General features: G+C 69.6%; 16 protein-coding genes. 11 read left to right on the top strand and 5 right to left on the bottom strand.

The annotated features are described in order from the left end of the window. Positions 1 to 78: 78 nt before the first annotated feature. The 4 genes from AC1KAT_RS00300 to AC1KAT_RS00315 all read left to right on the top strand — a co-directional run bounded on the left by AC1KAT_RS00300 (position 79) and on the right by AC1KAT_RS00315 (position 5,452). Positions 79 to 879, top strand: coding sequence for a gamma-glutamyl-gamma-aminobutyrate hydrolase family protein (locus tag AC1KAT_RS00300; protein ID WP_480321594.1), 801 nt, complete (start codon positions 79 to 81; stop codon positions 877 to 879). Positions 880 to 946: 67 nt separating this feature from the next. Further along, a complete protein-coding gene (locus AC1KAT_RS00305) occupies positions 947 to 2,314 on the top strand; it encodes a glutamine synthetase family protein (protein WP_480321596.1) in 1,368 nt (455 codons plus the stop codon). 171 nt (positions 2,315 to 2,485) lie between these two features. Continuing rightward, complete coding sequence (locus AC1KAT_RS00310) at positions 2,486 to 3,865, top strand: aspartate aminotransferase family protein (RefSeq protein WP_480321598.1); 1,380 nt, start codon at positions 2,486 to 2,488, stop codon at positions 3,863 to 3,865. A 102-nt stretch (positions 3,866 to 3,967) separates the two neighbouring features. Further along, entirely contained in the window at positions 3,968 to 5,452 is a 1,485-nt protein-coding gene (locus tag AC1KAT_RS00315) for an aldehyde dehydrogenase (RefSeq protein WP_480321600.1), read from the top strand. A 20-nt stretch (positions 5,453 to 5,472) separates the two neighbouring features. Here AC1KAT_RS00315 and AC1KAT_RS00320 read toward each other — a convergent pair whose 3' ends face one another. The 3 genes from AC1KAT_RS00320 to AC1KAT_RS00330 are packed head-to-tail and all read right to left on the bottom strand — an operon-like array spanning position 5,473 to position 9,050. Then, entirely contained in the window at positions 5,473 to 7,122 is a 1,650-nt protein-coding gene (locus AC1KAT_RS00320; protein ID WP_480321602.1) for a sensor histidine kinase, read from the bottom strand. Between the two features lie 15 nt (positions 7,123 to 7,137). Then, positions 7,138 to 8,625: an ATPase domain-containing protein gene (locus tag AC1KAT_RS00325; protein WP_480321604.1), complete on the bottom strand. Its 1,488-nt coding sequence runs from the start codon at positions 8,623 to 8,625 to the stop codon at positions 7,138 to 7,140. Then, complete coding sequence (locus AC1KAT_RS00330; RefSeq protein ID WP_480321606.1) at positions 8,622 to 9,050, bottom strand: hypothetical protein; 429 nt, start codon at positions 9,048 to 9,050, stop codon at positions 8,622 to 8,624. Before AC1KAT_RS00330 ends, AC1KAT_RS00325 begins: the two co-directional genes overlap by 4 nt. A 290-nt stretch (positions 9,051 to 9,340) precedes the next feature. On the opposite strand from AC1KAT_RS00330, the gene AC1KAT_RS00335 reads away from it, so the two are divergent. The 3 genes from AC1KAT_RS00335 to AC1KAT_RS00345 all read left to right on the top strand — a co-directional run bounded on the left by AC1KAT_RS00335 (position 9,341) and on the right by AC1KAT_RS00345 (position 14,044). Then, positions 9,341 to 10,294 carry a DMT family transporter gene (locus AC1KAT_RS00335; RefSeq protein ID WP_480321608.1) on the top strand — a complete coding sequence of 318 codons (954 nt, stop codon included), beginning with the start codon at positions 9,341 to 9,343 and terminating at the stop codon, positions 10,292 to 10,294. A 67-nt stretch (positions 10,295 to 10,361) separates the two neighbouring features. Continuing rightward, complete coding sequence (locus AC1KAT_RS00340; RefSeq protein ID WP_480321610.1) at positions 10,362 to 12,461, top strand: D-(-)-3-hydroxybutyrate oligomer hydrolase; 2,100 nt, start codon at positions 10,362 to 10,364, stop codon at positions 12,459 to 12,461. A 182-nt stretch (positions 12,462 to 12,643) separates the two neighbouring features. After that, a complete protein-coding gene (locus AC1KAT_RS00345; RefSeq protein WP_480321612.1) occupies positions 12,644 to 14,044 on the top strand; it encodes a pectate lyase family protein in 1,401 nt (466 codons plus the stop codon). 35 nt (positions 14,045 to 14,079) lie between these two features. Here AC1KAT_RS00345 and AC1KAT_RS00350 read toward each other — a convergent pair whose 3' ends face one another. Further along, entirely contained in the window at positions 14,080 to 15,492 is a 1,413-nt protein-coding gene (locus tag AC1KAT_RS00350; protein ID WP_480321614.1) for an ATP-binding protein, read from the bottom strand. Continuing rightward, positions 15,489 to 16,163 carry a response regulator gene (locus AC1KAT_RS00355; RefSeq protein ID WP_480321616.1) on the bottom strand — a complete coding sequence of 225 codons (675 nt, stop codon included), beginning with the start codon at positions 16,161 to 16,163 and terminating at the stop codon, positions 15,489 to 15,491. The genes AC1KAT_RS00350 and AC1KAT_RS00355 overlap by 4 nt, the downstream gene beginning before the upstream one ends. Before the next feature lie 145 nt (positions 16,164 to 16,308). Here AC1KAT_RS00355 and AC1KAT_RS00360 point away from each other — a divergent pair, with 145 nt between their 5' ends. Genes AC1KAT_RS00360 through AC1KAT_RS00375 form a run of 4 tightly spaced genes read left to right on the top strand, consistent with a single transcriptional unit; the run spans position 16,309 to position 20,029 of the window. Continuing rightward, positions 16,309 to 16,968: a thermostable hemolysin gene (locus AC1KAT_RS00360; protein WP_480321618.1), complete on the top strand. Its 660-nt coding sequence runs from the start codon at positions 16,309 to 16,311 to the stop codon at positions 16,966 to 16,968. A gap of 3 nt (positions 16,969 to 16,971) precedes the next feature. Beyond that, positions 16,972 to 18,456 (top strand): AMP-binding protein, encoded by a 1,485-nt coding sequence (locus tag AC1KAT_RS00365; RefSeq protein ID WP_480321620.1) that lies wholly within the window; start codon positions 16,972 to 16,974, stop codon positions 18,454 to 18,456. A gap of 17 nt (positions 18,457 to 18,473) precedes the next feature. After that, positions 18,474 to 19,166: an iron-containing redox enzyme family protein gene (locus AC1KAT_RS00370; protein WP_480321622.1), complete on the top strand. Its 693-nt coding sequence runs from the start codon at positions 18,474 to 18,476 to the stop codon at positions 19,164 to 19,166. Beyond that, positions 19,163 to 20,029 carry an SDR family oxidoreductase gene (locus tag AC1KAT_RS00375; protein ID WP_480321624.1) on the top strand — a complete coding sequence of 289 codons (867 nt, stop codon included), beginning with the start codon at positions 19,163 to 19,165 and terminating at the stop codon, positions 20,027 to 20,029. The genes AC1KAT_RS00370 and AC1KAT_RS00375 overlap by 4 nt, the downstream gene beginning before the upstream one ends. The last annotated feature ends 6 nt before the right edge of the window (positions 20,030 to 20,035 follow it).

Genomic DNA, 20,035 nt, shown 5'->3' on the forward strand with positions numbered 1-20,035 from the left:
GGCACACTCATTGCTCAGCATTGGTATACAACGTGCCCATGGGCGCTGCGGCCAAGAACTGCGGCGCCGTCGAGTCCGATGAACGCCCACCCGTCCGCTTCGGCCATTCGCCCCGTCGTGCTGGTTCCCGGTTGCAACCGCCTGCTGGGGCACCATGTCTTTCACGTCGCGGGCAAGAAGTACGTCGATGCGGTTCGCCTCGCGGGCTGCCTGCCGCTGATCGTGCCCTTCGTGCAGGCCAGCGAGATCGACGAACTGCTCGACCATGCCGACGGCGTGCTGCTCACCGGCTCGCCCTCGAACGTGCATCCCAGCCATTTCGGCGAAGAGGTGCACGACGTGAGCCTGCCTCTCGACCCCTCGCGTGACGACTGGACGCTGCCGATGATCCCCCGGGCGCTGGCACGCGGCATTCCGCTGATCGCCATCTGCCGGGGCTTCCAAGAGGCCAACGTCGCGCTCGGCGGCAGCCTGCACCAAGCCGTGCAAGAGCTTCCAGAGCACCGCGACCACCGCAGCAACGACGACGACCCCGTCGAGGTGCAGTACGGCCCCGCCCACGACGTGGACGTGATGCCCGGCGGCCTGCTCGACCGCCTGATCGGCGAACCGCGTTTCCGCGTGAACTCGCTGCACGGCCAAGGCGTGAAAGACCTCGCGCCGGGGCTGCGCGTCGAGGCACGCTCGTCCGACGACGGGCTGGTCGAAGCCTTCACGATGCCCTCGGCCGCCGGCTTCAACCTGTGCGTGCAATGGCACCCCGAGTGGCAGGCCGAGCGCAACCCGGTGTCGCTGAAACTCTTTCATGCCTTCGGCGACGCCTGCCACGCGTACCGCCAACGCCACCGAGCCACCCCGCCGCACGAACCGGAGCGATAGCGCCACCACCACCTGCCATCGCCAGCCGGCGTCATCAACCGCAAGTCAACCGACCCAAGGTGTTCTCATGGTGGAAAAGAAAAACTTCAGCTTTGCCGATCTCGAACAGTGGTTCAACGATCGCCGCGTGACCGAAATCGAATGTCTGGTGCCCGACCTCACGGGCGTGGCGCGCGGCAAGATCCTGCCGCGCGAAAAGTTCACCGAAGACCGCGGCATGCGCCTGCCCGAGGCCATCGTCGCCATCGGGGTGACGGGTGAGTTTCCGGCCACGGGGCCGTACTACGACGTCATCCACGCGACCGACCGCGACATGCACCTGCGCCCCGACCCCAGCACGGTGCGCATCGTGCCCTGGGCCACCGACCCGACCGCGCAGGTCATCCACGACTGCTTCGACCGCTACGGCAACATCATTCCGTACGCGCCGCGCTCGGTGCTGCGGCGCATTTGCGACCTCTACGCCGCCGAGGGCTGGGCCCCGATCGTCGCCCCCGAACTCGAGTTCTATCTGATCGAGCGCAGCGCCGACCCCAACATGCCCTTGCGGCCACCCCGGGGCCGCAGCGGCCGCGCCGAGACCTCGCGCCAGGCCTACTCGATCGACGCGGTGAACGAGTTCGACCCGCTGTTCGAAGACATCTACGCCTACTGCGAGCACATGGAGCTGAACGTGGACACGCTGATCCACGAGGTCGGCGCCGGGCAGATGGAGATCAACTTCTTCCACGCCGACCCGCTGAGCCTGGCCGACGAGGTGTTCTTCTTCAAGCGCACCATCCGCGAGACGGCGCTTCGGCACGAGATGTACGCCACCTTCATGGCCAAGCCCATGTCGCACGAGCCTGGCAGCGCGATGCACGTGCACCAGAGCGTGATCAACCAGGTGACGGGAAAGAACCTCTTCAGCAACGAAGACGGCTCGCCCTCGCAAGAGTTCTACTGGTACATCGGCGGGCTGCAGAAATACACCCCGGCGGCGATGGCGCTGTTTGCGCCCTACGTCAACTCGTACCGGCGGCTCGCGCGCTCGACCGCCGCGCCGATCAACATCCAGTGGGGCGTGGACAACCGCACCGTGGGCATTCGCGCGCCGGTGGCCACGCCCGCCGCCCGGCGCATCGAAAACCGCGTGATCGGCGCCGACGCGAACCCGTACGTTGCCCTCGCCGCCACGCTGGCCTGCGGCTACCTCGGCCTGAAGAACAAGATCGAGCCCGCCCCCGAGTGCAAGGGCGACGCCTACCTGTCCGAATACCAGTTGCCGCGCTCGCTGAGCGAAGCGCTCGGCTGGCTGGCCGACGAGAGCGACCTGCACGAGGTGCTGGGCAAAGAATTCATCACCGTGTACTCCGAGATCAAAGAGATCGAGCACGACGAGTTCATGAAGGTGATCTCGCCCTGGGAGCGGGAGCACTTGCTGCTGCACGTGTGACTCTCGGCGGCGCAGACATGCCACGGTCCTTTTCACCGCCAAGACGCAAAGAACGCAAAGAACGCCAAGGAAATTTCTTTTGGTCTTCTTTGCGTTCTTGGCGTCTTGGCGTCTTGGCGGTAAGAAGACCCTCGCCTGTCTCCGCTCCGCATCGAACGCGAAAGACATGACATGAGCACTCCACGCACCACGCGCGAATGGCAGGCCGCCGATGCGGCCCACTACCTGCACCCGTTCACCGACCACAAGTCGCTGGCCGCCAAGGGCGCGCGCATCATCACGCGCGCCGACGACATCTACCTCTGGGACAGCGAGGGCCAGAAGATCCTCGATGCGATGTCGGGCCTGTGGTGCGTGAACGTGGGCTACGGGCGGCAGGAGCTGATCGACGCGGCCACGGCGCAGTTGAAGCAACTGCCCTTCTACAACTCGTTCTTTCAGACCGCCACGCCGCCCGCCATCGAGCTGGCCGAGTTGCTGGCGCAGGTGGCGCCTCCGAGCTTCGAGCACGTGTTCTTCACCGGCTCGGGCTCCGAGGGCAACGACACCATCGTGCGCCTCGTGCGGCGCTACTGGGACGTGCTCGGCCGCCCCGAGCGGCAGGTCATCATCAGCCGCCACAACGCGTACCACGGCTCAACGATGGCCGGCGCGTCGCTCGGCGGCATGAGCGGCATGCACGAACAGGGCGGGCTGCCCATCCCGGGCATCGTGCACATCGGCCAGCCGTTCTGGTTCGAGAGCGACCGCCGCCTCTCGCGTGACGACTTCGGCCTGAAGGCCGCGCGCGAACTCGAAGACAAGATCCTCGCCATCGGCCCCGAGAACGTGGCCGCCTTCATCGGCGAGCCGGTGCAAGGCGCCGGCGGCGTGATCGTGCCGCCTTCGACCTACTGGCCCGAGATCGAACGCATCTGCAGGAAGTACGACATCTTGCTGGTGTCGGACGAGGTCATCACCGGCTTCGGCCGCACCGGCCGCTGGTTCGGCTGCGAGACCTTCGGCTACACACCCGACCTGATGACCTTCGCCAAGGGCGTGACCTCGGGCTACATCCCGCTGGGCGGGGTGATGGTCGGTGAGCGGGTCGCGCGCACGCTGATCGACCAGGGCGGCGAGTTCGCGCACGGCTACACCTACTCGGGCCACCCGACGGCGTGCGCGGTGGCGCTGGCGAACATCCGCCTGATCCAGCGCGACGGGCTGGTCGGCCGCGTGCACGACGTCACCGGGCCGCATCTCGCCAAGCATTTCGCGGCGCTGGCCGAACACCCGCTGGTCGGCGAGGCCCAGACCTGCGGCCTGATGGGCGCGCTGCAACTCGTCAAAGACAAGGCCACGCTGGCGACCTTCGATTCCAACCTCGAAGTCGGCATGGTCTGCCGCGGCCACTGCTTCGGCAACGGGCTCATCATGCGTGCGGTGGGCGACCGCATGATCGTCGCGCCGCCGCTGTGCATGACGATCGAACAAGTCGATGAAATGGTCGGCTTGATCCGCAAGTGCCTGGACCTGACTCTGGCCGATGTGCGTGGGCGGGGGTGGCTCTGAGCGCACGCGATGGCGCCTGTGCCCATCACCCCCCTCTTCAACGCCAAGGCGCCAAGGAATACAGCCCCCTGCAAGCCCCAGCGCAACCGATACGAGGCCCCCATGACCACCGACTGGAAAGCCCGCGCCGCCGCCCTCGCCTTCGATGGCCGCGCCTTCATCGCCGGCCGGCGTGTGCATGCTGCCAGCGGCGAGACCTTCGCCTGCATCTCGCCGATCGACGGCCGCACGCTCACGCAGGTCGCGCGCGGCCACACGGCCGACATCGACGCGGCCGTGGCCTCGGCCCGCCAGGCCTTCAGCGACGGCCGCTGGGCGCGCCAGTCGCCCGCCGCGCGCAAGCGCGTGCTGCAGCGCTTTGCCGAAGGCATGCTGGCTGCGCGCGATGAATTGGCCTTGCTCGAAACGCTGGACGTGGGCAAACCCATCCGAGACAGCCGCTCGACCGACGTGCCCTCGTCGGCCCGTTGCATCACCTGGTACGCCGAAGCGGTGGACAAGGTCTACGACGAGATCGCCCCGACCGGCCCGCATGCGCTCGCGCTCATCACGCGCGAGCCCGTCGGCGTGGTCGGTGCCATCGTGCCGTGGAACTACCCGCTCTTGATGACCGCCTGGAAGATCGGCCCCGCACTCGCCGCCGGCAACTCCGTGGTGCTCAAGCCCAGCGAAAAGTCGCCGCTGACCGCGTTGCGCCTGGCCGAGATCGCCTTGCAGGCCGGGCTGCCCGAAGGCGTGCTCAACGTCGTGCCCGGCTACGGCCACGAGGCCGGCGAGGCGCTGGCGCTGCACATGGACGTGGACGCGGTGGGCTTCACCGGCTCGACCCGCGTGGGCCGCAAGATGCTCGAATACGCCGGCCGCAGCAACCTGAAGCGCGTGTTCAACGAGCTGGGCGGCAAGTCGGCCTTCGTCGTGTTCGACGACTTCGGCGACGTAGACCGCGCCGCGCGCACCGTGGCCGGCAGCATGTTCTACAACCAGGGCGAGTCGTGCAACGCGCCCTCGCGTGTGTTCGTGCACGAGCGCATCGCGGACCACTTTCTCGACGTCGTCGCCGCCGAGGCCCCGAAGTACCAACCCGGCGACCCGCTGCTCGAATCGACGCCGATGGGCGCGCTGGTGGACGACACCCAGCTCAAGACCGTGCTCGGCTACATCGAGGCCGGCCATGCCGAAGGCGCGCAGGTGCGTGTCGGCGGCAAGCAGGCGCGCAGCGAGACCGGCGGCTACTACGTCGAGCCGACGGTGTTCGAGGGCGTGCGCAACGACATGCGCATCGCGCGCGAAGAAATCTTCGGGCCGGTGATGTCGGTGATCCGCTTCAAGACCGAAGAAGAAGCCGTGGCGATGGCCAACGATTCGAGCTACGGCCTGCAGGCCAGCGTGTGGAGCGACAGCCTCAACCGCGCGCATCGCGTGGCGCGTGCGCTGCATGCAGGCACGGTGCACGTGAACCAGTACGACGAAGACGACATCACCGTGCCCTTCGGCGGCGTCAAGCAAAGCGGCAACGGGCGCGACAAGTCGCTGCACGCCTTCGACAAGTACACCGAGCTGAAAACGACCTGGGTGCGGCTCGACTGAGCCGGGGGCCCCGGGGAGGCTCAGGCGGGCAAGGTCGCGGGCTCTGACACTGGTTCGGCAAGCTGCAGCAGCGGCAGCGTCACCACGAACTCGCTGCCCAGGTCTTGCCCGCTGCTGGACGCCACGATGCTGCCGCCGTGCGCCACCAGCAGTTCGCGCACCACGGCCAGGCCGATCCCCAGGCCGCTGCGGTCGAAGGCGGCCGCGCGCGGCTCTTGCGCAAAGAGGTCGAACACATGCGGCACCGTCTCGGGCGCCATGCCGATGCCGTTGTCGGCCACCGTCACCACCGCGTGGCCACCGGCCGCGAAAGCCGTCAGCGAGATCGCGCCTTGGGGCGGCGTGTACTTGGCCGCGTTGTCGAGCAGGTTGCGAAAGACCTGTGCCAGACGCACGGTGTCGCCATACACGCGCAGCGGGCTGTCGGGCAACTGGGTGCTCAGGTGCTGCTGGCGGGCCTCCATCGTGGGGCGGCAGGCCTCGATGGCAACACGAAGCACCTCGTTCAGCTCAATGGCCTGGCATTCGAGGTGAAACCGCCCGCCCTCGACCCGCGAGCTGTCGAGCAGGTCGTCGAGGATGCGCGCCATGTGCGCCACCTGACGCTTGATCGTCGCCTGCAGGCGGGCGTGCTGCGCTTCATCGGCGCGGGCACGGCCCAGCAGTTCGGCCGCAGTGCGCAGAGGCGCGAGCGGGTTGCGCAGTTCGTGCGCCACCATCGCCAGGAACTTGGCATGCCGCTGGTGCGTCAGCAAGGTGCGCTCTTGCATCTCGCGCGACGCGAGCGCGGCCATCACCAATTGCTCGTTGGCTTCGACCAAGTCGTGGGCGCGCTTCGCATCGGCGGCGCGTAGTTGCTCGGCAGCCGCCGAGGCACGGGAACGATCGGCCCCGGCACCGACCACAGGGTCGGCCTCAGCAGGTGCGCCGCTGAACCTGAACCCGCCGCCGCCGGCGTTCTTGGCGATGTACATCGCAGCGTCGGCACGGTCGATGAGCGCCGGCCCGTCTTCGCCGTCGTCGGGCCACAGCGCGATGCCGATGCTCGCGCTCAACGGCGCTGCCGCTGATTCGCCGAGCGGCAGCTCGGCCAGCGCCACGAGCATCTTCGAGGCAATGCGCGCTGCATCGAAGGGCCGCGAAATGTCGGGCAGCAGCACGACGAACTCGTCGCCGCTGTGACGGCTGACGGTGTCGGAGTCGCGCACCACGCTTTCGAGCCCCCGCGCCACCTGCTGCAGCACCTGGTCGCCCACTGCGTGGCCCTGGGTGTCGTTGATGTCCTTGAAGCGGTCGAGATCGACGAACAGCACCGCCAGCCGCGTGCCATTGCGCCGGGCCTGGGCGATGGCCTGCTGCAGGCGGTCCATCAGCAGCGCCCGGTTGGGCATGTTGGTCAACGCGTCGCGCCGGGTGGTCTCGGTCATCTCGCTCAAGGTGGCGAGCGCCGTGTCGGCGATGGCCTCGGCGCGCATGGCGGCCATCACCAGTTGCTCATTGGCCTGAAGCAACTGCACCGCGTGGGTGTCGTCGTACTCCTGCTGGATCTGCGCCAGGTCACGGCGCAAACGCTCCAGCTGCTCACGCATCTCGGCAACCTCCGCTTCGGTGGGGTCCGCCACCGGCGACACGCCGGGCATCGGCAACAGGGGACTCGGTTCTTCAGCCATGCCGATGATCCGGGTTCAACGCGCCGGGCCGTCGTCCAGCACGGGCCGCTCGGCGCGGCGGCGCGTCGGTCGCCCCCCGAGCAAGCCTTCGTGGTCGGGCAACATGTCGCCGATCTGGATGCCGTCTTCATCGATGCGGAAGAGGCGCAACTCGCCCGAGTGCGCACTGGCCCGCACCTTCACCACCGCCATCACGCGCTGCAGGCGGCTGTCCACCTCGATGTAGCGCTGCACGATGATCGCGTCGGTCAGGAAGGCCGTGCCGTAAGGGCTGAAGCGCAGGTCGTCGTAGCGGTCTTCCAATTCGGACGTCATCAGCACCGTGACACCGGTGCTCGCCAGCGCCGTCACCATGCGCGCGAGCGACTCGCGGAAGTCGTCGCGAAAGGTCGGCGCCAAGGCCAGCTCGAAGCCCGAGAGCGAGTCGATCACCACGCGCGTGGCACCCAGGCGGCGAATCTCGGCGATGAGCAGCATCGCGACTTCATCGACCGAGATGTTCGTGGCGCTGGTGTCCACGAGGCTGATTTTTCCGCTCGTGATGAGCGCGGCCACCTCGCTCGCGTGCCGCAGGTTCGGCCGCCGCTCGAAGGCCGCGATCACGCTCGTTTCGCCCTGGCGCGCGCCCTCGGCGAGAAAGGCCGACGCGAGGATGGTCTTGCCCGAGCCCGAAGGCCCAGCCACCAGCAGCGAATAGCCGCGCGGCAGCCCGCCGCCCATCAGCGCATCGAGGCCGGGCACGCCCATGCCGAGCCGTTCGCTGCCACCGGCCGCGTGCGGTGCCGCCGCGTGCGCACAGAACAGCGAGGGCGCGAACACCTTCAGGCCCGACGCGCCGATTCGGAAGGTGTGCAGTCCGGGCAGGGTCGCCTGGCCGCGCATCTTGGTCACGTCGAGCTTGCGCACGACCGAGTTGCGCTGCGTGCTCTGGCGCAGCCAGATCAGGCCGTCGGCCACGGTGAAGACGGGGTTGGGGTCTGAATCGGTGAAGTACTCGCCGATCAGGAAGGTGGTGGCCTGCCAGCTCGTCATCAACATGCCCAGCTGCTGCACGAACTGCTGCAAGGTGATGAACGAATGCGATGCCCCCTGGTTGGCCAGCATCACCGAGCGAAACGAATCGACGAACACGAGCGAAGGCCCGTGCGACTCGACCGCCGCCACGATGCGCGCCAGCACCTTGTCGAGGTCGCCCGTGGCCGCTTCTTCGGCGAGGTTGATGAAGTGGATCGAGCGGCCCACCTTCTCGCTGTCGAAGAAGTCGAACTGCTGCATGTAGCGCAGCATCTTGAGCGGCGGCTCGCCGAGCACGGTGAAGTACAGCGCGGGTCGCTCGGGCGTGGCCAGCGCAAACATCATCTGGTGCGACAGCGTCGTCTTGCCGCAGCCGGGCGGGCCCGCAATGATGTTGAACGAGAACTCGGGCAGACCGCCGCCGAGCACATCGTCCAACCCTGGCACGCCGGTCGCCAAGCGGTGGATCGTTGCTTTGCCTGTGCTCATGGCGGGGTGCCTCGGGAAACGTTTTCATTGGAAGAAGCACCGAGCGCAGATCGCAGCAAGCGCTCGGTGAGTGTTTCGCCGATCAAACTGGCGAGCAGTTCGTGAAAGACGCGCAGCAACTCGCGCGTCGCCAGGGCCGCGTTCGCAGTCGTCTGGCTCGACAGGGCCAGGTGCAAGGGATGGAAGTCGTCGATGCCGAGGGCATCGTCGTAGTCACCGAAGCTCAGCCCGGCATGCTGCCGCTGCGCCACGTGAAGGCTTCGGTTGTAAAGCGCGCCGAAGCCACGCTGGCCGATGATGGGGGTCAGAGCGGCGGCGATGCGTCGCCAGACCGTGCATGCCGAGTCGGCGATGGTGACTGCGTCGGTGCTTTCGTCGACCCACAGCGCCAGAGTCGCCTCGATGCGCCGCGCTCCAGAGTGCATGTGTGATCCAGTGTCTTTCCGCAAGAGCGGAACGAGCCATGCTACCCCTCAATGCGCGGTTGTCAGCACTCATTCACGCCATTCGTGCAAAGCGGGTGTGTTACCGAGCACCCACTGGGCGCATGGGCTTGCGCCCCCTCAACTGAAGAGGCTCATCTGAGCTCGTTTCAGCACAAACAGCACGCGCGAGGCCCCTCGGCCGCCATCCACAATGGCCGCATGGCAATCGACCCCGACGTTTTCTTCGGCGTTTCTCTTGGCCCATCTCCCTGCACATTGCAAGGCCAAGCATGAGCACCGAGCCCTCGCCCCGCGCGCCGCTGCGGCCGTGGCTCGCCTACGGCTGCCTCACGCTGAGCATGGTGCTGGTGGGCAGCTATGTCGCGCTGTCGAAGCTGCTGCTGGTGGTGTTTCCGGTGTTCGTGCTGGCGGGCTTGCGCTTCGGGATCTCGGCGGTGACCATGCTGCCCTGGCTGCGCCGGCCCGCGGGTGAAGCGCCGCTGGGTGCGGCTGGCAAGCGCCTGCTGTTCGTCGAAGCCTTTCTCGGCAACTTTCTGTTCTCGGTGTTCATGCTCTATGGCGTGGCCCAGACCTCGGCCTTGGCGGCCGGGGTGATCATGGCCGGCATACCGGCCGCCGTGGCGCTGCTGTCGCGCGCGTGGCTGGGCGAGCGCATCACGCGGCCGGTGGCGATGGGCATCGCGTGCGCAGTCTCGGGCATCGCGCTGGTGTCGTGGGCCGGAGCCTCGACGGACGATGGCAGTTCGGTGCTCGGCAACCTCTTGCTGGTGGGTGCTGTGGTGTGCGAGGCGAGCTACGTGGTGATCGGCAAGCGGCTCACCGAGCAGTTGTCGGCCAAGCGCATCAGCGCACTGGTCAACCTGTGGGGGCTCGCGCTGATCGCGCCCTTTGCCGTGTGGCAGGTGCAGGGCTTCGACTTCACGCCCGTGAGCGGCGGCACGTGGACGCTGCTGGTCTTCTATGCGCTGGCCGCCAGCATGGTGACCGTGTGGCTGTGGATGACCGGGCTGCGGCGGGTGCCCGCCTCGTCGGCCGGGGTGTTCACCGTGTGGCTGCCGGTGAGCGCGGCGGCGGTCGGCGTGGTCTTTCTGGGTGAGCGGTTCAACGCGGCGCAACTCGCCGCCTTTGCGCTCGCCTTGCTGGGCGTGGCTTTGGCGACCCGGCCCACCGCACCCGTGTCGGGCCAGGGGTCATCGCTGGGCAAGGCCCGCCCGCCGCTGTAGAACCGCCCAGCGTTTTACCGCTGGGGGGTCGTTTGAACCTTCCGGCGTCACCGTTGGGAGGACACCGATGCGCGAGCACACCCTGGGCCTGGTGGCCCTGGCCTTGTTGAGTGCCTTGAGCGCCTGCGCGACCGATGGCCGGGGCCCGCGCCCGAACGAGTTGCCGAAGTTCATCCACGGCGACGTGCGCAGCACCGCCTACGACGGCGTGGCCGACGACCTGCTGACCGCCGGCCTGGGCGCCGCCGGCCTCGCCAGCGCCGTGGCACCGGGCTACGCCGACCCGCTGCGACCCACCGCCGCCGAATTGCGCCGCCACGCCATCTGGGTCAACTACCGCGCCCTGGTGGACATAAGCGCCAACGGCGGCTACGGCCGCTTCTACGGCCCGGGGGTGGACGTGGCCGGCCGCCCCACCGGCAGCGAAGGCAAGATTGCCGGCACCGAGGTGCTGGCCTTCAGCGACAGCCGGCGCGGCGCCCACAACGTGAGCCTGATGGTGCAGTTGCCCGCGCACTTCGACCCGCGCCAGCCCTGCATCGTGACGGCCACCTCGTCGGGCTCGCGCGGCGTGTACGGCGCCATCAGCGTGGGCGAATGGGGGCTCAAGCGTGGCTGCGCGGTGGCCTACACCGACAAGGGCACGGGCACCGCACCGCACGACCTGGCGAGCGACACCGTGGCCCTGATCGACGGCACCCGCACGCCGCGCACGCAGGCCGGTGCCCAGGCCCTGTTCGCGGCCGACTTCACGCCCGCCGCGCGCGCGGCCTTCAACACCGCGTGGCCGAACCGCCTGGCCTTCAAGCACGCGCACTCGCAAGACAACCCCGAGAAAGACTGGGGCCGCTTCACGCTGCAGGCCATCGAGTTCGCGTTCTATGTGATCAACGAGCGGCACGGCGACGTGGGCCCGTCGGGCAAGCGGCTGGCGAGCATCCGCCCCGACAACACGGTGGTGATCGCCTCCAGCCTGTCGAACGGCGGCGGCGCATCGCTCGCGGCGGCCGAGCTCGACCGGCACGGCCTCATCGACGGCATTGCCGTGTCGGAGCCTTCTCTGCAGATGCCCGAGCGCCCACGCGTCGCGGTGCAGCGCGGTGCGGTGGCCGTGCCCACCGTGGGCAAGCCGCTGGCCGACTTCATCAGCTTCGCCAACGTCTACCAGCTGTGCGCGACGCTCTCGCCGCGTGCCGCCAATGCACCGGCGCTCGCGCTGGTGCCCGCGGCCATTGCCGCCAACCGCTGCACCGCGCTGCAGGCCAATGGCCTGATTCAAGGCAGCACCCTCGCCGACCAGGCCGACGACGCGCTCAACAAGCTGCGCGCGCACGGCTGGGAGGCCGAGGCCGACCCGGTGCACGCCTCGCACGCCGCGCTCGAAGTGTCGAGCTCGGTCGCGGTGACCTACGCCAACGCCTACACCCGCTCGCACGTGAAAGACCACCTGTGCGGCTTCAGCTATGCAGCCATCGACACCACCGGGGCCGTGGCGCCGCTCGCCCCTTCGGCACTCCAGGCCATGTTTGCCACCGGCAACGGCGTGCCGCCTTCGGCCGGTGTGCAGCTCATCAACAACCTGTCGGTCGGCGGGCCGCTGCGCAGCCGCGTGTCGGTGTCGCCCTCGACCCGGCTGCAAGACGACAACCTCGATGGCGCGCTGTGCATCCGCGCGCTGCTCACCGGGCGCGACGCGCTGTCGGCCACCTACCGCCAGGGCGTGGACGAGACCCGCCGCAGCGGTCGCCTGGGCGGCAAGCCGGCGCTCATCGTGCACGGGCGCAACGACGCGCTGATCCCGGTCAACCACACCTCGCGGCCGTACACCGCGCTCAACAAGCGCGTCGAGGGCCGGCACAGCCGGCTGTCGTACATCGAGGTGGACAACGCACAGCACTTCGACGCCTTCAACAGCGCCCTGCCCGGCTTCGACACGCGCTTCGTGCCGCTGCACCTGTATCTCATCCGCGCGATGGACGCGATGTGGGCGCACCTGAAAGACGGCGCGCCCCTGCCCGCAAGCCAGGTGGTGCGCACCGTGCCGCGCGGCGGCGCCCCGGGCGCGGCGCCTGCGCTCGCCGAGACGAACGTGCCGCCCTTCCTGCTGGCACCGCCGCCCGCTCAGGCCATCACCTGGAGCGGCGACACGCTCTACGTGCCCGACTGAGGCCGGCGCGCAGCCCGGCGCTGCGCCTCAGCGGCCGCTCCCACCCCATGCCCACCTCACGGATACCCGGGCTTTGCACGCCACGCGCGAGTGGCTAACCTGCCCCGCGTTGCCGATCGGGTCACCTTGCCGCGGGTGCGCAAGGTCGGTCGGCAACGCACAACAGAAAAGGCAGGAGACAAATGAACCCCATCACCCTTTTGCGCCTCGGCGCGCTCGCTGCGGCCTGGGCCGCTGTTCCGGCCCAGGCCGTTGACTGGCCCTCGGGCTTCTCGAAATGCGCGGACGAAGGCGGCACCTGCCGCGTGGGTGCCACGCCCCGGCAGGTCTCGTTCGGTGCGAACGACCGCTGGGTGCTCAAGACACTCTCGGGTGACGTGCCCTGCACGCGCGCCACCTTCGACGGGGCCAACCCGAACCTGTTGCGACTGGAGAAGTGCGCCGTGGGCCCCGTGGCCTCGGCACCGCCGCCGGCACCAGCGCCGGCACCCGCTCCTGCTCCTGCTCCTGCTCCGAGCCCGTCACCTGCACCTGCACCAGCCCCTGCGCCAGCGCCAGCGCCCACCGGTGCCAGCGGCGGCTTCGGCGGCACCGTGACCGGCGGCGGCAACGTCGCGCCTGTGAGCGTGTCCACCGCCGCGCAGATGCAGTCGGCCATCAACGCCTACAGCGGCACCGGCGGCCTGGTGCTGCGCTACACCGGCACCTTCAACTTCGCCAGCATCACCGACCCCTGCACGCAGTGGCAACGGGCGGCGGGCACCATCGTCGAGATCAAAGACAAGAGCAACGTCACCATCGAAGGCGCGAACGGCTCGTCGGCCAACTTCGGGCTGGCGATCAAGGGCAATGCGCGCAACATCGTCATCCGCAACATGACCATCGGTCTGCTGCCGGGCTCGATCGACGCCATCGGCATCGAGGGCTTGAGCGGCCGCTTCCCGGGCTACATCTGGATCCACCACAACACGCTCTTCAGCAGCACGAAAGAATGCTCGGGCGCGGGCGACATGGAGTTCGACGGCCTCATCGACAACAAGGCCGGCGCGCACCACATCACCTACTCGTACAACCACATCCGCGACCACCAGAAGGTCGGGCTGATCGGATCGAGCGACAGCGACGCAAGCGACCGCTACATCACCTACCACCACAACGTGTACGAGAACGTGCACTCGCGCCTGCCCTTGCAGCGCGCGGGCTACACGCACCTGTACAACAACCTCTACAGCGGCGTGAAGACGTCGGGCGCCAACATCCGCATGGGGGGCTATTCGCTGATCGAAAGCAACTACTTCGAGAACGCGCACAACCCCGTCACCTCGCGCGACAGCTCGGCCATCGGCTACTGGGATCTGCGCAACAACAACGTGCGCTCGCCCGCCGACTTCGCCACCTACGGCATCACCTGGGGCGCCAGCGGCTCGTCGCCTTCGCGTGACGCCACCGACTGGCGCACGACGGCCAACTTCCCGGTGGGCATTCCCTACAGCTACGCGCCGCACACGCCGGCCTGCGTGAAGCAGCGGCTGAAGTCGGTGGCCGGCGCGGGGAAGAACTACGCGACGCTGAGCTGCAGTTGACCGCGGCCTGACCGGGCTCAGGCGCGGCGTGCGGGTCAGCGGGGGCTGAAACCCACGCGCACCCGCACGCCGCGCCCGTCGGCCCGCTCGTCGAAGCTCACGGCCAGCCCGTGCAGGGCCGCGATGCGCTTGACGATCGACAGGCCCAGCCCGCTGCCGCGTTCGTCTTGCCCGTCGGGGCGAAAGAAGCGTTCACCGAGCCGAGCCTTCAGCGCATCGGCCAGCGGCTCGCCGTCGTTCTCGACCTCGAGGTGCTCGGGGGTGACGCGCACGGTCACCGCCGATCCGGCCGGGGCATAGCGGATCGCGTTGTCGAGCAGGTTGCGCAACAGCACGGTCATCAGGTGCTCGTCACCCAGCACCGGGAAGGGGTGCGCGTCACCGGCCGGCGGCCATTCGCAGGCGAGCTCGATCTGGCGGCGCTCGGCCAGCGGCAGGCAGTCGCTCATGGCCTGTTCGACCACGCGCGGCCAGGGCACGTCGGTCGAAGCAGCCGCCGCGTCGAGCGCCTCGACGCGCGACAACGCCAGCATCTGCGTCACCAGGCGGTCGAGCCGCTCGATGCCCCGACCCACGCGCCGTTCGGCCTCGGCGCGCTCGGCCTCGTTGCGGCTGCTGCGCAGCACGTCCCACTGCGCGTGCAGCGCGGCCAGCGGCGTGCGCAGCTCGTGTGCCGCGTCGGCGGTGAACTGGCGTTCGCGCGCCATGGTGGTGTCGATGCGCGCGAAGAGGTCGTTCATGGCCAACACCATCGGCGCCAGCTCGGTGGGCGCGTGGCTCAGTGGCACCGGGTGCAAATCGCCCGCGCCGCGGCCGCTCAGCTCGTCGGCCAGCTCGCGCACGGGCCGCAGCGCCAGCCGCACGGCCCAGGCCATGACGAGCAACAGCACCGGCAGCATCACGAGCCAGGGCACGAGCTGGCTCACCGACAGGTCGAACACGATCTCGTCGCGCTCGTAGGTCTTCTGCCCCGCCGCCACCAGCCACTCGCCGCCGAAGGATTGCAGGTAGTAGATGCGCCACTCGTCGGCGCCGATGCGCTCGGTGACGAAGCCGCTGGCCTGGGGCCGGTGCGGCAGGCTGGCGCCTTCGCGGTCGGCCAGCAGCAGGCGGCCCTCGCGGTTCCACACGGCGACCGACAGGTCTTCGACATCGGCCTCGCCCATGTCGTCGCTCGCGGCCGATGCAGCGGCCGAGGCAGTCGCAGCCGGTGCCGATGCCACCGAGGCCAGCGGCGGCACGTCGTCGTCGATCAAGCCCGGCCGCAGCGTGGCCTGCACCTGGCGGGCCAGGCGGATGAGCTGCGTGTCGAACAGCTCGTTGACCTCGTGCCGCGCGCTGCGCACCGACAGCAGCAGGGCCGCCGCCCACACCAGCGGCGCGGCGATGAGCAAAGCCACCAGCAGGCGGCGCTTCAGGCTGGGCTGAGTCCTCGTGACGACACTCATGCCGCGTCGTCCGCCGCGCCGAGCGCGTAGCCCACGCCGCGCACCGTGCGCACGATGCGTGGGTCGATCTTGCGGCGCAGGTTGTGCACGTGCACTTCGAGCGCGTTGCTCTCGGGCTCGTTGCTGCTCCAGTCGTACAGCTTTTCTTGCAGGTGGGCCTTCGACAGCACGCGCTGCGGTTGCGCGAGCAGAGCTTCGAGCAAGGCCAGCTCGCGCGCGGTCAGGTCGACCGGCTCGCCTTGCCAGCGCACCTGCTTGCGCGCGGGGTCGTATTCGAGCGCGCCGTGCTGCCACACCGAGGCCGCGCGCCCCTGGCTGCGGCGCAGCAAGGCGCGCAGCCGCGCGGCGAGTTCGTCGATGGCGATGGGCTTGACGAGGTAGTCGTCGGCCCCAGCGTCGAGGCCGGCGATGCGTTGCTCGACACCGTCGCGTGCGGTGAGGATCAGCACGGGCAGCACCCGCCCCGCCGCGCGCCAGCGGGCCAGCCAGGTCATGCCGTCGCCGCCGGGCAGGCCGAGGTCGAGCACCACGGCGTCGTAGGCCACGCTGCCGAGCGCGGCGTCGGCCTCGTCACCGCGCCTGAACCAGTCGGCCGCGTGGCCGCGCTGGCGCAGGCCGGTGGCGAGCGCGTCGCCGAGCAGCGGGTCGTCTTCCACGATGAGGGTTCGCATGCGGCGGATTATTCGCGCTGCCGTGACGCATTTGGCCCCCGCACAGCCCCGCGCTCGGGCTTGCACACGTCTTAAGCTTGTCTTCAGGCAGCGCGCTGAACATGCCCCTCAAGACACCACCCGGTGTCTCACCCAGGAGCCCGACATGTTCAGCGCATCGCGCCTGCCCGACGACGAGCCCGTGCCCAGCGACCCCGCGGGTGCCGCCCACGAGCTCCCCGCCAGCCCCGGCGGGCGCAGCCTGCAGGTGCACGGCCCCGACGATGTGCGCCGCCCGGCGGTCGAGGCGTTCATCCGCCGCGTTTACGCGCAGCACCACGGTGCCACGGTGCGCCACTTCGCGCCCACGCTCGTGAGTCTCAGCGACGAAGGCCGGCTCGTCGCGGCCGCGGGCTACCGCTTCGCCAGCGACCCGCTGTTTCTTGAGCGCTACCTCGACGCGCCCATCGACACCGTGCTCGCACCCCACACCCGCACGGCCCCGGCGCGCGAGCACATCGTCGAGGTCGGCCACCTGGCCGCCGCGCAGGCGGGCGCGGGCCGGCGGCTGATCTTCGCGCTGGGCCACCACCTCACCGGCCTGCAGGTGCAATGGGTGGTCAGCACGCTGACCCAGGAACTGCGGCACCTGTTCGTGCGCATGGGCGTCACGCCGCTCGCGCTGGGCATCGCCGACCCGGCCCGGCTGGGCGACGAAGCCGCCGACTGGGGCAGCTACTACGACCACCAGCCCGTGGTGCTGGCCGGTCAACTGTCGCAAGCGTTGCGCCTGCTGCAGCGTGCACCGGCTGCAAGTCGAGGCTGAGCCATGACGCTGTCCTTGATCTCGAACGCGCCGCGCGAGGCCATCGCGCTCGACGATGGCGTGCACACCTTCACCTACGCACAGCTGGCCGATGAAGTCGATCGCCTGGCGACGGTGCTCATCTCACGCGGCGTTCGTGTGCTCGCCACGCTGGCCGACAACTCGCCCGCCTGGGTGGTGATGGACCTCGCCGCCGCGCAGGCTGGCGTGGTGCACGTGCCGCTGCCCGCGTTTTTCACGCGTGAGCAATGCCAGCACGCGCTGGCCCATGCCGGCTGCGACGCCCTGCTCGCGTCGCAGCGCATCGCCACCACCCCATTGCAGGCGCTCGATGGCCCGGCCCCCGCCAGCGACCTGCCCCTCGCCGGCGAGCCACACCGCCTGCTGAGCCTGCATCACCCGGGCGTGCGCCTGCCCCACGGCACCGCCAAAGTCACCTTCACCTCGGGCACCACCGGCACGCCCAAGGGCGTGTGCCTCGGAGGCCAGGCCATGGCGCGCGTCGCGGCCGGCGTGGCCGAAGCGCTGGCGCCCCTGCACATCGAACGCCACCTGTGCGCGCTGCCGCTGCCCGTGCTGCTGGAAAACATCGCGGGCGTGATGGCGCCACTGTCGCGCGGGGCGACCTGCAGCGTGCCGGCGCTGGCCGAACTGGGGCTGCGCGGCTCGTCGAGCTTCGACCCCGCCGCGTTTCAACGCGCGGTGCTGCAGCACCGGCCCAACAGCCTGATCCTGCTGCCGCAGATGCTGCGGGCCTGGGCCGCGTTTCTGCACGCCACCCAGCAACGTCCGCCCGAGAGCCTGCGCTTCGTGGCCGTGGGCGGCGCGGCGGTGGGCGAACGCACGCTGCTCGCGGCGCGGGTCTGCGGCATTCCGGCCTACGAGGGCTATGGGCTGTCGGAAGGCGCCTCGGTGCAAACGCTCAACCTGCCCAGCGCCGACCGCCCTGGCAGCGCCGGCCGCCCGCTGCCACATGCCCGCGTGCGTTGCACCGACGCGGGCGAGATCGAAATCGCCGGCAGCCTGTTTCTCGGCTACGTGGGCGAGGCCCGCGCCAGCGCCGACAACTGGTGGCCCACCGGCGACCTGGGCCACATCGACCGCGACGGCTTCGTGCACGTGCAGGGCCGCAAGAAGCACGTGCTCATCACCGCCTTCGGCCGCAACGTCGCGCCCGAGTGGGTCGAGACCGCGTTGCGCAGCGAACCCGCCGTGATGCAGGCCGTGGTGCTGGGCGATGGCGAGCCGAGCCTCAGCGCTGTGCTGTGGCCCACCCACCCCGACGCCAGCGGGCCCGCGCTGCAGACCGCCGTCGATGCCGCCAATGCCGGCCTGCCCGACTACGCCCGCATCGGCCGCTGGGTGCGTGCCCAGGCCGCCTTCACCCCCGAGACCGGCCTGGCCACGACCAACGGCCGCCCCCGCCGCGAAGCCATCCAGCGCATGCACGCCGCGGCGCTGGGCCTGGCCACACGGCAATCCGCATGAGCTTCGAGAGGACCCCCATGAGCTTCTTCCAACGGCTGCTCGCCGACACCGAGCCCGAGCGCCAGCAACTGACCGCGATCCCGATCATCCAGGGCGTTCTCGCGCGCGGCGAAGTCTCGCTGCCGAGCTACGTGGCCTTCTTGCGCGAGGCCTACCACCACGTGCGCCACACCGTGCCGCTGCTGCAGGCCTGCCGCGCGGCGCTGCCCGAGCGGCACCAGTGGCTGAAGCCCGCGCTCGAAGAGTACGTGGCCGAAGAGGCCGGCCACGACGAGTGGATCCTCGACGACTTGGTCGCCTGCGGCCAAGACCGCGACACGCTGCGCCACAGCCGCCCCGGCCATGCCACCGAAGTGATGGTGGCCTATGCCTACGACACCATCGCGCGCGGCAACCCGCTGGGCTTCTTCGGCATGGTGCACGTGCTCGAAGGCACGAGCGTGGCGCTCGCGCTGGCCGCCGCAGGGCGCATCCAGTCGCACCTGGGCCTGCCCGACCAGGCCTTCAGCTACCTGCGCTCGCACGGCACGCTCGACCAGGAGCACACCGCCCACTTCGCGTTGCTGATGGACGCCATCGACGACCCGCAAGACCAGGCCGACATCGTGCACGCCGCGCGCGCGTTCTACCGGCTGTATGGCGACGTGTTCCGCAGCCTGCCCTTGCCGGTGGCGGCGGCCACCCCCACGCGTGCCGAGGTGACCGCATGAAGCCCGCCGACGCCCGCGTGCTGCTGACCGGCGCCACCGGCGGCATCGGCCGCGCCATGGCCCGCCGGCTGCTGCAAGAAGGCGCCGCCGTGATGCTGGTGGCGCGCTCGCCGGCCCGCCTGGCCGCGTTGAGCCGCGAATTGGCGCGCGACCTGGGCGCCAGCCCGGCACTGACCGCACGCATCGCCTGGCATGCGACCGACGTGACCCAGGCCCACGCCGCCGCCGAGTTGCGGCAGGCCGCCATCGACTGGCAGGCCAACGTGCTCATCAACAACGCCGGGTTGGCGAGCTTCGGCGCACTCGAATCGCTGAGCACCGAGCACATGGCCCAGGTGCTGGAAACCAACCTGCTCGCACCGATGCGCATCACGCAGGCGCTGCTGCCGGCGCTGAAGACACAGCGCCGCGCCCAGGTGATCCAGGTCGGCTCGGCGCTCGGCCGCCTCGCCCTGCCCGGGTTCAGCGTGTACGCTGCGAGCAAGTTCGGCCTGCGCGGCTTCACCGAGGCGCTGCGACGCGAGCTGGGCAAGGGCCCGGTGCGCGTGCAGTACCTCGGCCCGCGCAGCACGCGCACCGCGTTCAACGACGACAGCGTGGTGCTCTTCAACCGCGCCACCGGCACGGTGATGGACACGCCCGAAGACGTGGCCGACGCCTTGATCCACCTGCTGAAGAGCGAGAAGGCCGAGCGCTTCGTCGGCTTCCCCGAAACGCTGGCCGTGCGGCTGAACGGCCTCGCGCCCGCGGCGATGGATGGCGCCTTCGCCAAGCACCGCCAGCACCTGCCCGCGCCCCACGCCTCGCGCGGCAGCACACGGGCCTCGGCCCACGAAGGCTCGACCTCGCTCGTGCGGCCCTGAGCTTTC

The organism is Piscinibacter sp. PDB5-1 (assembly GCF_056676035.1).